This window comes from Microbacterium sp. MDV22-iso44 (assembly GCF_058629135.1).
The window spans coordinates 318,210-332,902 of sequence record NZ_JBZVWS010000001.1 but is presented as its reverse complement, the minus strand read 5'-3'; the positions used below and the strand labels follow the sequence as shown (position 1 = coordinate 332,902).

Genomic DNA, 14,693 nt, shown 5'->3' with positions numbered 1-14,693 from the left:
CGGCACACGCATCGAAGTCCCCTTGGCCGAGCGCCCCGCCATAGCCGGCCAGTTTCCTGGCATTTGTAGCGCGTAGTGCCCGCCCGCTCCGCTAACGTCGGCGCATGGGATTCATGGATGATTTCAGCGACGCTTTCAGCAATCCTGACGGCGAGCTATCGAATGCGATGCACGAGGAGTTTGCCCAGGAAGTCGCGCGGGAGGCCAGGGACATGGGGCTGCGTACCGCAGACAGGGTCGACATCAAGGTTGAACAGCCCTCAAGCGCGTTAGCGCCCGCAATCAACGTAGATCGCATACGCCAACGGGCGAACGAGATTCTCAGGAGCGAATAGGACCCGTGGACTGGCAAGTTCTAGTTTCGTTCGCCGTCCCGCTCCTTGGCTTTCTGGGCGCCCTATCGACCAGCAATCGGGATCCCGGAAGCTACCGCCGCCTCAAGCACGCGACCGAGGCCCTCGCCGGCGCACCGGAAGCGACCAGCGCGCGAACCGCACTCGATGCGCTCGTTTCCGAACAAGCTCGCGGTTTGCTCGAGCGGGAGCGATTGCGCAACGGCCGCAAACTCAATGTGTTCAACCTTGTGGCGTCACTGATACTCGCAGCTTTCGGCGCGCTCGCCAGCTTCTGGCTCTGGAACTGGAACGCGGGCGTGTGGGGTTCGGGCTGGATGTGGATCTCTGTTCCGTCCTCCGTGATTGCCGCCCTCTCGCTTGCACTGCTTGTTGGGGCCGCGTTCACAACGATCTTCGCTCCTAAGTCCGATGCACGCGGCAAACGAGGCGCCGAAACCTCTCCTCACACCCCGTGACGCGCTAATCTCGCCGCATGGGGGAAGCTGCGAAACCTGGGTGGTATGAAGACGGCTCTGGACGCCTGCGGTGGTTCGACGGCAAAAGGTGGACGGACCAGTTCAAGGAAAAGCCGGAACTGAGTCCACCGCCTCCGAGGCCGGGCACCGAGTGGACCCCCGCAATGGACAAAGCAGCCTCCCCCAACCTGCAACCGGCGAAGGCCAAGAATTCGTCCTGGCTTGGTTGCATCGGATGCCTCGGAGTCATCCTCTTCGTTGTCGTGATGTTCGGCATCAACGCCGGCCGCGACAAGCCCTCCGATATGAACAATCAGTACGAGGCGATTGCTCAATGCGAGGCCCGGATAGAACAGCTCTTGAAAGCGCCGTCGACCGCGAAGTTCGACTCAACAGCCACCGGTTCGGTCCGATGGAAGGTCACGGGAACGGTCGACGCCCAAAACGGCTTCGGTGCGATGGTCCGCTCATCATATGGCTGCTCTGTCGTAATGAACCTGGAGGCAGCGACAGCTACAACGACGATCGAGTACTTCAGGTAGGCCGCCGACGCGCCTTCTACCGCGAATACCAGTCATCCGAGCGTACGCCCGCACCGGCCGCTCATCGCGGCAGCGGCACAGGGGTGAAACCGGCCTGAGGCGACCCGATCTGAAGCTTCACTAGCGTCTCCTCGCTCCGGAAAGCGTTCCACGTCCGGAAGAGATAGAACAGCGCCTGGCCGGGCAGGATGCGCCGGGAGGCTCCTGCCTGCAGGTCGTTGCTGACTCGCCGGGAGAGGGTCAGGAACGGGTCTCCAGGGCCGTTCTGGATCCCGTCACGGATCCGGTTGAAGAACTCTGCGGTGTCGTCGACGTTGATCGCAGAGAACTCGAGAAACGCGACGCCGAGCGCGCTGACGGGCAGCCGGAGGTACCGGTACATCAATCGTGCGTGACGCGCGGCGAAGTCGATGTTGGGGATCGCCATGACCGCCTCCGCCATCTCGGTTTTCGTGAGCTGCGAGCTACCGCCGATGTGCGACGCAGCGTGCTTCACGTCGCCGGCCTTCCACGCGACGTGAAGGCGGGCGATAGCGCCGATGTCCTTCGCGTCAGCCTTCTCAGCCAGCCCAGTCACGATGAGCATGTCGCCTGTGTTGCGGGCGGATCCTGAGTCCAGCACCACCAGCGCATCTTCGCTGATCCCCCGCACGACGAGCACCCACGCTCCCCTACCGGCGGCAATGATCGCGTGGCAGCGGTTCTGCCCGTCGATGAGCCGGCCGGACACGTCGAACTTGATGGCCTCTCCCGTGAGCACCCAGTTGTCGTTCTGGATGTCCCGGACGTACCCGTTGATGCGGCTCTTCTTGACGTTCCGGTTCCGGTCGATGTTCGCCGCGAGCCACGCGACAGCCGTCTCCGGCGTCACGAAGATGTACTGGGCGGTCTCCCCGTTGGGTCCGATCGCGATCGATTTATCAGTTCGGTCAGATTCCTGTGTTGTTGCGACCTCGGCCGCAGCGTTTTCCCTGGTCATAGGGCTTTAGTACTGGGACACCGGACGAGATGCACTATTGCACGGCGCTCGGAGCCGGTGTTGCACAAATGTTGCACGGCACCGCGCGAGCAACAAAAAACCCCCGGATGACCGGGGGTTTGTCTGTGCGCGATACTGGGATCGAACCAGTGACCTCTTCCGTGTCAGGGAAGCGCGCTACCGCTGCGCCAATCGCGCCTGTGAAGGCTGTTGAGTTGTGAGTGGAGGTGGCGACGGGATTCGAACCCGTGTGGACGGCTTTGCAGGCCGCTGCCTAGCCACTCGGCCACGCCACCGTGTGTGGTTTGACCCACGTGACGTGATCTCCCCGGAGGAAGATCCCCACACTCGAGCGGATGACGAGATTCGAACTCGCGACCCTCACCTTGGCAAGGTGATGCGCTACCACTGCGCTACATCCGCATTTCGTTCCGGATCTCTCCGGCACTCGTTAAACATTAGACGATTCCCGCGCCAGCGCAAAACCGGCGCCGCCCCGCGCGTGTCTCGCCGTCACGGCGCGGGCCGGTTCGGTCGGGGCCGCGGCATCCGGTATGCTCGGTCATCGGCCCGAGTGTCATTCGGGCGATTGGCGCAGTTGGTAGCGCGCTTCCTTCACACGGAAGAGGTCGTCGGTTCGAGTCCGGCATCGCCCACCGAGAAGCCCCCGGATTTTTGGGGGCTTTCGTCGTTCTCAGGTCTCAGACGGACCAGCCGTACCGGGCCTTCAGCGCTGCGGCGACCTGATCGAAGCGGCGACGGTCCAGGGCGGCTCCCTCGCGTCGCATCGCACCCGGCGGGACGCTGTAGAGGTGGCCGAGGTCTACCCATGACGGGCGGCCGGAGGCATCCCACTCCCCCGATCCGAGAGCCAGATGCTCTCCATCACGGTCGTGGGGTTTGCTCGTCAGGCGGACCGCGTACAGCCGGTCGCGACCGTGCTGCCCGATGACGAGGACCGGACGATCCTTGCCACGCCCGTCAGCTTCGTCGAACGGAACCCAGGTCCAGACGATCTCACCCGCATCGGGATCCCCGTCCGACTCCGGGCGATAGCTGATGCGGAGGTCCCGGACGTCGCCGGGCATCACACGCACGGTTCCGGCGGGCCGGGCCGTGTCGGGTGAGGACCGGAACAAGCGGACGAGGGCGGAGATCAGACGGGATGCCACGCCGTCACCCTAGCCCTCGCCCGCGGGTCCGGTCAGTTGCTGAGGATCACGTCCGCCTCGGCGAAGAACTCGTCCACCGCGGCATCCACCGACTTCGTTCCGAGTCCGAGTTCCTTGCCTAGATCCCAGAACTTCTGCTCGAGCGAGCCGTATCCCACGACCGCCGGCGGCGGGGCGTCGCCGATCCGGTCGGAGACCGACTCGATGTAGTCCGCGACCTGCTGATCGGGCCCTTCGAGCTTCGTGCCCTCCAGCTTGCTGCTGGATGCCGGGAAGCCGAGGGTCGTGCCGAAGATCTCCCCCGCCTCCGGGCTGTTGACGACGTAGTCGAGGAAGATCGCGGCGGCCTCGGGGTGCTTCGTCCGCGAGGAGATCGCGACCTGCAGACCGCCCTGGCGGTAGAGGTCCTTCGCCCCGGCATCCGTCGTCGGCGGAGCCACGATCGCGATGGAGGACGCACCCGAATCGGCCAGGTACCCGCCGAGGAAGTTGCTCCAGCTCATCTCACTGAGCGTCCGGGTCGAGCCGAAGCCCGAGATGGGACTGATCTCCTCGAGCTGCTGCTGGGGAATGGTGATCCCGTCGCGCAGCGGCGCTCCGGACTCCCAGAATGTCGCCAACTCGTCCTTCGTGAAGCCGAGCTCACCGTCGTCGGTGTACAGCGCCTTCCCCGCGGCGCGAAGCTGCAGCTCGAACACCTGGATGCGCTGCGTGTAATCGGTCCCGCCGAAGGGGTCGCCGCCGGTCTTCTCGGTGACCTCGGCGAGCCAGTCATCGAACTCCTCGAACGACGAACCCGCCGCCGGGAGCTCGAGACCCGCCTTCTTCAGCAGGTCCTCGTTCACGAAGTTCGCCCAGAGGCTGTAGCCGGTCGGGAGGGAGTACTGCGTGCCGTCCAATCGGCCCGTGCCGAGCAGGCTGTCGTCGAACGTCGAGACATCGATCTGATCGGCCACCTCGTTCAGATCGAGGATCGCACCACTCTCGCCGTACTGGCGCAGGTAGCTGTCCGAGAACTGGAAGACGTCCGGGAGACTGCCGCTCGCTGCCTCGACCTGCCGCTGCTCCCAGTAGCTCGGGAAGTCCGTGAACGTCGTCTTGATCGTGATGTTCGGGTGCTCTTCGTTGAAGGCCTCGATGAGCTTCGCGTAGCGAGCCGCACGGTCGTCGTTGCCCCACCACGCGAAATCGAGGGAGACCTTCTCATCAGGGTCGAACGAACCGCCCGACTGAGACGTGGCAGGGGTGCAGCCGACCAGCGAGACAGCGAAAACGGCTGCGGCCGCCCAGGCGGCGGTCGTACGGATGCGGGACATCGTCGTCCTTTCTCGTCCTTCGTTGGACGGAGACAGTGTGGAAAGCGCTTCCCGCTCAACCTAGGGCAGCCGGCTCAGGACGCACAAGCAGGAAAATGAAACGTGTCACGAACGACGACGAAGGGCGCCGCGGGTAATCCCGCGACGCCCTCCGTGTGTTGTGACGGCTCAGACCTTGGCGTCCTCCAGGACGTAGCCGGCCTCACCGTGCACGATCGTGTCGATACCGGCGATCTCGTCCTCGTTCTTGACGCGGAAGCCGATCGTCTTCTCGATCGCGAAGCCGATGATGAAGGCGAGCACGAAGGAGTAGATCAGCACGGCGAAGGCCGCAATCGCCTGGACGATCAGCTGCGAAGCGTCTCCGCCCATGAAGAGCCCCGTGCCGCGGGCGAAGAACCCGAGGTACAGCGTTCCGATCAGACCACCGACGAGGTGGATGCCGACCACGTCGAGCGAGTCGTCGAAACCGAGCTTGAACTTCAGCTCGATCGCGAGGGCGCAGACGGCACCGGTGATGATGCCGAGGACGATGGCCCAGATGGGGTCCAGCGAACCGCAGGCGGGGGTGATGGCGACCAGACCTGCGACGGCACCCGAGGCGGCACCGACCGACGTCGGCTTGCCGTCCTTGATCTTCTCGACGACGAGCCACCCGAGCAGCGCCGCGGCCGGAGCGGCGATCGTGTTCACGAAGGCGAGCGCAGCGGTGTTGTCGGCCGCGAGCTCGGACCCGGCGTTGAAGCCGAACCAACCGAACCACAGGAGGCCGGCGCCGAGGAGGACGAACGGCGGGTTGTGGGGGACGTGGACGCCCTTCTGGAAGCCGACGCGCTTGCCGAGGACGAGCGCGAGGGCGAGAGCCGCCGCACCGGCGTTGATGTGGACCGCGGTGCCGCCGGCGAAGTCGATGACGCCGACGCCGAAGACGTCCTGGAGACCGTGGGTGATCCAGCCGCCGTACTCGAACGATCCGTCGTCAGCGAGACCGAAGTTGAAGACCCAGCTGGCAACCGGGAAGTAGACGACGGTCGCCCAGACACCCGCGAAGATCATCCACGCACCGAACTTGGCCCGATCGGCGATCGCGCCAGAGACCAGAGCGACGGTGATGATGGCGAACGTCGCCTGGAAGGCGATGAATGCCAGCTCGGGGTAGCTTGCCCCGTCAGCGAGCTCCAGTGCGTTGCTCAGGCCTATCGCTCCGCCATCGATGGCCCACGGGAAGACCGTTCCCGACTCGCCCGGGAACGCGATGGCGTAGCCGTAGAGCACCCACAGGACGCCGATGAGGCCGAGTGCGCCGAAGGACATCATCATCATGCTGATGACGCTCTTCGCCTTGACGAGGCCGCCGTAGAAGAACGCGAGACCTGGGGTCATCAGCAGGACTAGTGCGGCCGCGATGAGTATGAATGCGGTGTTGCCTTGATCCATCTCGAAGGGAACCTCTCTGCAGGGACGCAGGTGTAGCGTCGGGTGCCCCCAGTGTCGGGGTCCGCGGTTTCGCCCGGAGGCGCGTCTGTGTTTCGCGCCGGTTACGAGGGTGGCGACGAGGTAAACATCAGGTTTCCCGGCACTCCGAGAAGAACCTGACGCTGCTTACGAGTGGGTGAGAGCGACCAGTCGCGAGACGGCGCGGAGGTACTTCTTGCGGTACCCGCCCGCGAGCATGTCCTCGCGGAACACCGAGTCCAGGGCCACGCCTGTCGCGCGGATCGGGATCTGCGCGTCGTAGGCCCGGTCGACGAACGCCACGAACCGGAGCGCGGCAGCCTGATCATCGAAACCGACCACGTTCCGCAGACCGATCGCTCCGATGCCCTCGATGAGGCGGATGTAGCGCGACGGGTGCACCGACGCCAAGTGACCGATGAAGGCGCTGAAGTCGTCATCGGAGACGAGGGCGGATGCCGCGGCATCCGTCATCGCGCTCTCGTAGGCGGCGTCGTCGAGGACCACGGCGTGACCGTCGACGGCACGCTGCCGGTAGTCGGTGCCGTCGATGCGGATCGTCTCGAAGTGCTCGGACATCGCCTGGATCTCACGGAGGAAGTCCTGCGCGGCGAAACGCCCTTCACCGAGGGCGTTCGGCGGTGTGTTCGAGGTCGCGGCGAGCTTTGTGCCGGTCGGCACCAGCTCGGCGATCAGTCGGGTCATCACCATCGTGTCGCCCGGGTCGTCGAGCTCGAACTCGTCGATGCAGAGGAGGTCGGCGCCGCGGAACAGCTCGACCGTCATCTGATATCCCAGCGCGCCGACGAGAGCGGTGTATTCGATGAACGAGCCGAAGTACTTCCGACGGGCCGGCATCGCGTGGTAGATCGCGGCGAGGAGGTGGGTCTTGCCGACGCCGAACCCACCGTCGAGGTAGACGCCGGGCTTCATCGGAGCCTCGCGCTTGGCCCGGCGGAAGAACCCCCCGCGTGCCGCGGGGGCCCCGCGGCCCGAGCTGAACACCTCGAGCAGGTCCTTCGCCCCCTGCTGAGACGGGTAGGACTCGTCGGCACGGTAGGTCGCGAAGGTCGCGTGATCGAACTGCGGAGGCGGTACGAGTGCGGCGACCATCTCGGCTCCGCTCACCTTCGGATCGCGTTCGCTCAGATGAGTGGTTCCGGAGGAGGTGACAGGCACCCGTCAAGCCTAGTCACCCGGGCAGGCGCCCTCGCCGCGTGCGAGGATGGCCGGGTGTGGGTCACAGAGGTGTTGCCGTCATCCGGAGAGCGAGTGGATGCCGCGAGCGCGGACGGCCGTCGCTGGATCGCCGATCGGTACGCGCCCGCTCAGGAGAACTGGGTCCGGCTCAACATGATCACGTCCCTGACGGGATCCGCGGTCGGGCCCGACGGCACGAGCGACACGCTCACCAATCGCGCCGACCGGGCGATCCTGGGCGTCATCCGCGCCAGCGCCGATGCGATCATCGTCGGCGCCGAGACCGTGCGGGCAGAGGGCTACCTGCTCCCCCGTCGCTCGCGACTGGCGGTCATCACAGGCTCCGGAGACCTCGCCGGCCACCGCCTCGACCCGGATCCGGACGGCCCCGACGACCAGGTGCTGCTCGTCATGCCCGAGGGCGCGGAGCCACCCCCGGCTGCCCACGGTGTCACCGTGGTGCCCGTCGCGGCGAGCGAGGGACGGATGTCGGCCACCGGCATCCTGTCATCGCTCATCGAGCGAGGGCTGCGGCACATCGTGTGCGAGGGCGGCCCCACCCTGGCGGCCCAGTTCGCAGCGGACGACCTGATCGACGAGTACTGCGTCACCGCCGCGCCGCATCTGGTTCCCACGGCCGGGCCGTTCCTGCCCCTTCGTCGACCGATCGATACGTGGCCGGCCGGCGTCCTCGTCGACGACGACGGCTTCAGCTACCTGCGGCTCCGGCGACGCTGAGCCCTCGCGCGTCGAGCCATTCGCGGATGCGGCTCGTCCAGCGCTCCTCGTCGTAGTTCCACAGCTTCGTGTGGCGGGCACCCTCGAACTCCTCGAGCTCGATGAGGTCGGGGCGCAGGTCGCGGAGATCCCGCGAAGCCTGCGCGGGGACGAAGTCGTCTCCGTCGCTGTGCAGGATCAGCGTCGGCGTCACGAGATCACGGGCCTGGGCGAGAACGTCGAGACGGTCCCAGGAGATCGGGTCGGCGGCGCCGGTCAGCGGGGACGCCCACCGACGAGTCAGAGCATCGAGGGCCACTCGGGTCAGCGGACGAGGGATGCCGCTGAGGGCCGCGTGGTGGCTGAGCACTTGGCGCCAGTCCACGACGGGGGAATCGAGGACGACCCCGCCGATCAGGTCGCGGTGAGCGGAGTTGACCGCGAGCTGCATCGCGATGGCGCCGCCCATGGACCACCCGACCAACACGATGCGTCGGGCTCCGGCCCGACGGGCGTAGCCGATCGCGCGATCGACGTCGCGCCACTCCGTCGCCCCGAGGGCCGACGTGCCCCCTCTGCTCCGGGGAGCGTCGGGGTCGTTCCGGTAGGAGGCCAGGATCGATGTGATCCCCGCCGCATGGAACAGCGGCACGCCACGCAGCGTCTCGGCGCGCGTCGTGCCTCGACCGTGGATGTGGACAGCCCACACGTCTTCGGTTGGGGCGGCATCCTCGGACGCAGCGCCCGGGAACACCCACGCAGGACAGACGCCGAGCGCTGTTCCGACCTCCACGCGCTCGAAGGGGAGGTGGAGCTCGGCGGGGTCGGAGAAGTACCACCCGCTGAAGGCGGCGGCCGATGCCAGACTGTCGGACTCGTCGATCTGGGTCAGCAGCTTGCGCGTCACCGTCTCGCCGCGTGCGGAGAGCACCGTGCCGAGCTTGATGTAGCTCTGCGTCCCGGTTGTGAAGAGGCCGTAGCGGCCCGGGAGGACCGTGTCGTCCGAGCGCGAGAGAGTGATCGTCTGCGCCGCGGTGTCGACGTCGATGATTGTCGTGTCGGGGACGCGTGCCGACGGGGTCACCACTCTCCGGGCGACGCCTCCGGCGAGGAGCGCCAGAAGCCCCGTCGCACTCACGAACGCGGTCGCGAGTGCGACCACCGTGCCTCGGAGGGCGATGACGGTTCCTTGCCGGGCGACGTCGGGAGCGGCGCGCCTGGAAGCCATCATGGTGCCCTCACTCTAGTCTGTCGCCGTGACCGAACCTCCGTCCGCGACGCCGGATTTCCCCGCCGTCAGCGACGAGCTCCGCGCGCTGGGCTTCCGCGACGACTTCGTGGTGCGCGAGATCGCCGCCCCCTCCTCGCTGGCTCCCGATGCCATCGCGTTCGCCGGCGACGTGCGTCCCGACGACGAGGGCGAATCCCCGTACGGCACGGGACGCATCGTGATCCTCCACGACGCGTCCGAACCGGATGCCTGGGGCGGACCGTGGCGGATCGTCTGCTTCGCGCAGGCACCGCTCGAACCCGAGATCGGCACCGACCCCCTTCTGGCCGACGTAGCCTGGTCTTGGCTGGTCGACGCCCTCGCCGCACGTGGAGCGACGTTCCACGCGGCATCCGGCACAGCGACGAAGACCCTCTCGAAGGGATTCGGAACGCTGGCCGCGGAGGGCGACGGCGCGCAGATCGAGCTCCGCGCTTCGTGGTCCCCCGAGGGGGACGTCGCCAGTCATATGGATGCCTGGGGTGAGTTGGTCTGCATGTTGGCAGGCCTTCCCCCGGGCTCGGAGAACATCGCCGTGTTCGGCGGGCAGCGGAGTACACGTGGCTGAATACGAGGTCATCGCCGATCAGGAGACGGCGGCGGCCGCAGCGTCGCGCCTGGCGGCCGGGCACGGTCCGGTCGCGGTCGACGTGGAGCGGGCGTCCGGGTTCCGGTACTCGCAGCGCGCCTATCTCATCCAGGTCTACCGTCGCGGGAGCGAGGTCTATCTCTTCGATCCGCCCGCGATCGGCGACCTGTCGGCGCTGCAGGCAGCGATCGGCGACGAAGAGTGGGTGCTCCACGCCGCGAGCCAGGATCTGCCGTCCCTCCGCGAGGCAGGTCTCGAGCCGCCCCGGATCTTCGACACGGAGCTCGCCGCCCGGCTTCTCGGCCATGAACGCGTCGGCCTCGGCGCCGTGGTGGAGCAGACGCTCGGGATCACCCTCGCCAAGGCGCACTCCGCTGCGGACTGGTCGACGCGCCCTCTGCCCCAGGGATGGCTGGAGTACGCGGCCCTCGACGTGCTGCACCTCATCGATGTGCGCGATGCCCTCGCAGCTGAGCTCGACGAGCAGGAGAAGACCGGATTCGCCCAGGAGGAGTTCGAGGCCGTCCGCACGCGCGCACCCAAGCCCGCACGCGAGGAGCCGTGGCGTCGTCTCAGCGGACTGCACACCGTCCGCGGTCGTCGCGCCCTGGCGGTAGCCCGTGCCCTCTGGACGGCGCGCGAGGAGTATGCGCGGGAGGAGGATGTATCTCCGGGCCGTTTGGTTCCCGACCGCTCCCTCGTCGCCGCCGTCATCGCCGACCCCGCGACAAAACAGGACCTCGCACGGGTCAAGGAGTTCACGGGTCGCGCGAGCCGCAATCAGCTGGATCGCTGGTGGGCGGCCATCGAGGCGGGACGGGCCGACCCCGCGCTCCCCTCCGAGCGCGGCCCGGGTGACGGGATGCCCCCGCCGCGCGCGTGGGCGGACCGTAACCCCGCCGCGGACGCACGTCTGAAGGCTGCCAAACCTGTCGTCGAGGCGCGCGCCGAAGAGCTGCACATGCCGACCGAGAACCTCCTGACGCCCGATCTCCTGCGTCGGGTCGCGTGGAATCCTCCTGCGGAGATCACCGCGGAATCCGTGGGTGAGGCCCTCCTCCACCTCGGCGCCCGGACGTGGCAGATTGAACAGACCGCACAGGTGATCGCCGCCGCCTTTGTGGATTCCGTGCAGAGCCCCGACGAACCGTCCGAACCCGCTTCGTAGGTTCGAACCAACCGATTTTCACGGTCGGAGCGCCTCTCTAGGCTGGGTGGGAACCCAATCTTTGGAGGCAATGTGGCCGAGCTTTCGGACGTCTATTTCGTCGACGGAATGCGCACCCCGTTCGGGCGTGCCGGCGAGAAGGGCATGTATTGGAACACCCGCGCCGATGACCTCGCCGTCAAGGCGACGATCGGTCTGATGGAGCGGAACCCCGGCGTTCCCGCCGAGCGCGTCGACGATGTCGCGATCGCCGCCACCAGCCAGACCGGCGAGCAGGGGCTGACGCTCGGCCGATCGGTCGCGATCCTCGCAGGCCTCCCCCAGACGGTCCCCGGCTTCGCTATCGACCGCATGTGCGCCGGCGCCATGACGAGCGTGACCACCATGGCGGCATCCATCGGTGTCGGGATGTACGACGTCGCCCTCGCCGGCGGCGTCGAGCACATGGGGCACTACCCGATCGGCGGCAACGCCGACCCGAACCCGCGCTTCGTCGCAGAGAAGATGGTCGACCCCGGCGCGCTGAACATGGGCGTCACGGCCGAGCGCATCTTCGACCGCTACCCGCAGCTCACCAAGGAGCGCTCCGACCGCTTCGGCATGCTCAGCCAGCACAAGGCGCAGGCCGCCTACGAGGCCGGCAAGTTCCAGCCCGATCTGGTCTCCGTCGCGGTGAAGGATGCTGCAGGCGCATGGGGACTCGCGACCGAGGACGAGGGGCGTCGTCCGCAGACGACGATGGCTGACCTCGCCGCGCTGAAGACGCCGTTCCGTCCGCACGGACGGGTCACGGCCGGCACCTCGTCGCCGCTCACCGACGGGGCGACGATGTCGCTGCTCGCCGGTCGCAGTGCCGTCAAGGAGCTGGGGCTCGCCCCCAAGATGCGGCTCGTCTCGTTCGCGTTCGCAGGCGTGCAGCCCGAGATCATGGGCATCGGCCCCATCCCCTCGACGGAGAAGGCCCTGAAGAAGGCGGGCCTGACGATCGACGACATCGGCCTCTTCGAACTGAACGAGGCGTTCGCCGTCCAGGTCATCTCGCTCCTCGACCACTTCGGCATCGCCGACGACGACCCGCGGGTCAACCCGTGGGGCGGTGCCATCGCGCTCGGGCACCCGCTCGCGGCATCCGGCGTCCGCCTCATGATCCAGCTGGCGGCCCACTTCGCCGAGCGCCCCGACGTGCGTTACGGCCTCACGGCCATGTGCGTGGGACTCGGCCAGGGCGGCTCCGTCATCTGGGAGAACCCGCACTACAACGGCAAGAAGAAGAAGTGAGGCCGCCGACGATGACCAACTACGACCAGATCGACTTCTCGCCCCTGCTCGCCCTCTCCGACACCGAGGTCGTGACGAACTCGCCGGTGCGCGACGTGACCCTCGCCAGCGGCAGGGTGCTCGCCCTGATCACGCTGGACAACGGCCGCGATCACACCCGTCCCAACACGCTGGGGCCCGCGACGTTGACCGCCCTGGGCGCCACCCTCGACACGCTCGCCGCTCGGGCGCGCGCCGGCGAGATCCAGGCCGTCGGCATCACGGGCAAGCAATACATCCTCGCCGCCGGCGCCGACCTCAGCGAGGTCAGCAATGTCGGCTCCGTCGAGAACGCGCGACTGATCGCCCAGCTCGGTCACCACGTCCTCGGCAAGCTGTCGGATCTCGGCGTGCCGTCGTTCGCCTTCGTGAACGGGCTCGCCCTGGGCGGCGGGCTCGAGATCGCGCTGAACTCGACGTACCGGACGGTGGATGCCTCAGCCGCCGCGATCGCGCTGCCGGAGGTCTTCCTCGGAATCATCCCCGGCTGGGGCGGCGCGTACCTCCTGCCGAACCTGATCGGCATCGAGAACGCGCTCGAGGTCGTCGTCTCCAACCCGCTGAAGCAGAACCGCGTCCTGAAGCCGCAGCAGGCCTTCGACCTCGGGATCATGGACGCGATCTTCCCGGCGTCGAGCTACCTCGAGTCGTCACTGCGGTGGGCCGACGGCGTCCTCGGCGGCACGATCAAGGTCGAGCGCAAGAACGCCCCCGGCAAGATCGAGCGGCTCACCAAGTGGCCCATCGCGATCAAGATGGCCCGCGGCATGCTCGAGTCGAAGATCGGCACGGTCCCGCGCTCCCCCTACGTCGCGCTCGACCTGCTCGACAAGGCCAAGAGCGGCACGAAGGCCGAAGGGTTCGCGCGTGAGGACGACGCGCTCGCCTCGCTCGTCACGGGCGACCAGTTCGCGGCATCCATGTACGCGTTCGATCTGGTGCAGAAGCGGGCGAAGCGTCCCGTCGGCGCGCCCGACAAGGCGCTCGCGAAGAAGGTCACGAAGGTCGGCGTCATCGGCGCGGGGCTCATGGCCAGCCAGTTCGCCCTTCTGTTCGTGCGCAAGCTCCAGGTGCCCGTGCTGATCACGGACCTCGATCAGGCGCGCGTCGACAAGGGCGTCGCCTACATCCACGACGAGATCGGCAAGCTCGAGGCGAAGGGCCGGCTCGACGGCGACACCGCCAACAAGCTGCGCGCCCTCGTGACCGGGACGACCGACAAGTCGGCCTATGCCGACTGCGACTTCGTCATCGAGGCGGTCTTCGAAGAGGTCGGCGTCAAGCAGTCGGTGTTCGCCGAGATCGAGGCCGTCGTCGCGGAGGATGCGATCCTCGCGACCAACACGTCGTCGCTCTCGGTCGAGGAGATCGGCGCCAAGCTCGCTCACCCCGAGCGCCTGGTCGGCTTCCACTTCTTCAACCCGGTCGCGGTCATGCCGCTCATCGAGGTCGTGAAGACTCCGCTGACGTCGGATGCCGCCCTCTCGACGGCGTTCGTCGTCGCCCGGGGGCTGGGCAAGAACGCGGTCCTCACCGCCGACGCGCCCGGATTCGTCGTGAACCGTCTGCTCGCCAAGGTCATGGGCGAGGCCGCGCGCGCCGTCTACGAGGGCACGCCCGTCGCGGACGTCGAGAAGGCGTTCGCGCCGCTCGGCCTGCCGATGGGACCGTTCCAGCTCATCGACCTCGTCGGCTGGAAGGTCGCCGCCCACGTGCAGGACACGATGGTCCGCGCTTTTCCCGACCGGTTCTATGCGAACGAGAACTTCCACGAGCTCGCCGCGTTGGACGAGGTCGTCGAGAAGGACAAGGGCGGCCGCGTGACCGGATTCACGAAGGCCGCCGAGAAGGTCGCGAAGAAGGCGACGGGATCGACACCGGCATCCGCCGAAGAGATCCTCCGCCGTGTGCAGGACGGCCTCGCGCAGGAGATCAAGCTCATGCTGGACGAGGGCGTCGTGCCCGAGGTCGAGGACATCGACCTGTGCCTGATCCTCGGAGCAGGATGGCCCTTCATCGACGGCGGTGCGACGCCGTACCTCGACCGTGAGGGCGCGAGCGACCGGGTGTTCGGCGACACGTTCCACCACCCGCCGATCCGCGGCATCGCCTGACGGACCCAGGAACGCGTGCGGCCCCCGGGGTGTCCCGGGGGCC

Annotated in this window: 14 protein-coding genes and 4 tRNA genes; 9 read left to right on the top strand and 9 right to left on the bottom strand. The window is 67.3% G+C overall.

Annotated elements, in window-relative coordinates; translation table 11 throughout:
• Positions 1–104 precede the first annotated feature (104 nt).
• The 3 genes from AC4NN1_RS01625 to AC4NN1_RS01615 are packed head-to-tail and all read left to right on the top strand — an operon-like array spanning position 105 to position 1,353.
• Positions 105–335, top strand: coding sequence for a hypothetical protein (locus tag AC4NN1_RS01625; protein ID WP_491954378.1), 231 nt, complete (start codon positions 105–107; stop codon positions 333–335).
• Positions 336–340: 5 nt separating this feature from the next.
• Positions 341–811, top strand: a complete 471-nt coding sequence (locus AC4NN1_RS01620; protein WP_491954377.1) for a hypothetical protein — start codon at positions 341–343, stop codon at positions 809–811.
• A gap of 17 nt (positions 812–828) precedes the next feature.
• Positions 829–1,353 carry a DUF2510 domain-containing protein gene (locus AC4NN1_RS01615; RefSeq protein WP_491954376.1) on the top strand — a complete coding sequence of 175 codons (525 nt, stop codon included), beginning with the start codon at positions 829–831 and terminating at the stop codon, positions 1,351–1,353.
• A gap of 61 nt (positions 1,354–1,414) precedes the next feature.
• Here AC4NN1_RS01615 and AC4NN1_RS01610 read toward each other — a convergent pair whose 3' ends face one another.
• The 4 genes from AC4NN1_RS01610 to AC4NN1_RS01595 form a co-directional block, all read right to left on the bottom strand.
• The gene (locus AC4NN1_RS01610; protein WP_491954375.1) at positions 1,415–2,332 is read right to left on the bottom strand and encodes a hypothetical protein; all 918 of its coding nucleotides are present in this window, start codon (positions 2,330–2,332) and stop codon (positions 1,415–1,417) included.
• A gap of 126 nt (positions 2,333–2,458) precedes the next feature.
• Positions 2,459–2,530, bottom strand: a tRNA-Val gene (locus AC4NN1_RS01605).
• 24 nt (positions 2,531–2,554) lie between these two features.
• A tRNA-Cys gene (locus tag AC4NN1_RS01600) sits at positions 2,555–2,628 on the bottom strand.
• A 55-nt stretch (positions 2,629–2,683) separates the two neighbouring features.
• Positions 2,684–2,755, bottom strand: a tRNA-Gly gene (locus AC4NN1_RS01595).
• Between the two features lie 160 nt (positions 2,756–2,915).
• Between AC4NN1_RS01595 and AC4NN1_RS01590 the strand changes: the two genes are divergently transcribed.
• Positions 2,916–2,988: transfer RNA gene (locus tag AC4NN1_RS01590), tRNA-Val, on the top strand.
• Positions 2,989–3,033: 45 nt separating this feature from the next.
• Here AC4NN1_RS01590 and AC4NN1_RS01585 read toward each other — a convergent pair.
• The 4 genes from AC4NN1_RS01585 to zapE all read right to left on the bottom strand — a co-directional run bounded on the left by AC4NN1_RS01585 (position 3,034) and on the right by zapE (position 7,454).
• Positions 3,034–3,504 carry a type II toxin-antitoxin system PemK/MazF family toxin gene (locus tag AC4NN1_RS01585; RefSeq protein WP_491954374.1) on the bottom strand — a complete coding sequence of 157 codons (471 nt, stop codon included), beginning with the start codon at positions 3,502–3,504 and terminating at the stop codon, positions 3,034–3,036.
• Between the two features lie 32 nt (positions 3,505–3,536).
• Positions 3,537–4,820: an ABC transporter substrate-binding protein gene (locus AC4NN1_RS01580; protein ID WP_491954373.1), complete on the bottom strand. Its 1,284-nt coding sequence runs from the start codon at positions 4,818–4,820 to the stop codon at positions 3,537–3,539.
• A 168-nt stretch (positions 4,821–4,988) separates the two neighbouring features.
• Positions 4,989–6,257, bottom strand: coding sequence for an ammonium transporter (locus AC4NN1_RS01575; protein ID WP_020097330.1), 1,269 nt, complete (start codon positions 6,255–6,257; stop codon positions 4,989–4,991).
• 165 nt (positions 6,258–6,422) lie between these two features.
• A complete protein-coding gene (zapE, locus tag AC4NN1_RS01570) occupies positions 6,423–7,454 on the bottom strand; it encodes a cell division protein ZapE (RefSeq protein ID WP_491954372.1) in 1,032 nt (343 codons plus the stop codon).
• A 54-nt stretch (positions 7,455–7,508) separates the two neighbouring features.
• Between zapE and AC4NN1_RS01565 the strand changes: the two genes are divergently transcribed.
• Entirely contained in the window at positions 7,509–8,213 is a 705-nt protein-coding gene (locus AC4NN1_RS01565) for a dihydrofolate reductase family protein (protein ID WP_231370889.1), read from the top strand.
• Here the strand turns inward: AC4NN1_RS01565 and AC4NN1_RS01560 are convergent.
• Positions 8,185–9,423, bottom strand: coding sequence for an alpha/beta hydrolase (locus AC4NN1_RS01560; RefSeq protein WP_414685612.1), 1,239 nt, complete (start codon positions 9,421–9,423; stop codon positions 8,185–8,187). The two genes, AC4NN1_RS01565 and AC4NN1_RS01560, sit on opposite strands and share 29 nt — an antisense overlap.
• Before the next feature lie 25 nt (positions 9,424–9,448).
• On the opposite strand from AC4NN1_RS01560, the gene AC4NN1_RS01555 reads away from it, so the two are divergent.
• The 4 genes from AC4NN1_RS01555 (at position 9,449) to AC4NN1_RS01540 (ending at position 14,650) form a co-directional block, all read left to right on the top strand.
• Entirely contained in the window at positions 9,449–10,030 is a 582-nt protein-coding gene (locus AC4NN1_RS01555) for a DUF3000 domain-containing protein (RefSeq protein WP_491954371.1), read from the top strand.
• Positions 10,023–11,219, top strand: coding sequence for a ribonuclease D (locus AC4NN1_RS01550; RefSeq protein ID WP_491954370.1), 1,197 nt, complete (start codon positions 10,023–10,025; stop codon positions 11,217–11,219). Before AC4NN1_RS01555 ends, AC4NN1_RS01550 begins: the two co-directional genes overlap by 8 nt.
• Positions 11,220–11,291: 72 nt before the next feature.
• Positions 11,292–12,497 (top strand): thiolase family protein, encoded by a 1,206-nt coding sequence (locus tag AC4NN1_RS01545; protein WP_491954369.1) that lies wholly within the window; start codon positions 11,292–11,294, stop codon positions 12,495–12,497.
• An 11-nt stretch (positions 12,498–12,508) separates the two neighbouring features.
• A complete protein-coding gene (locus tag AC4NN1_RS01540; RefSeq protein ID WP_491954368.1) occupies positions 12,509–14,650 on the top strand; it encodes a 3-hydroxyacyl-CoA dehydrogenase NAD-binding domain-containing protein in 2,142 nt (713 codons plus the stop codon).
• The last annotated feature ends 43 nt before the right edge of the window (positions 14,651–14,693 follow it).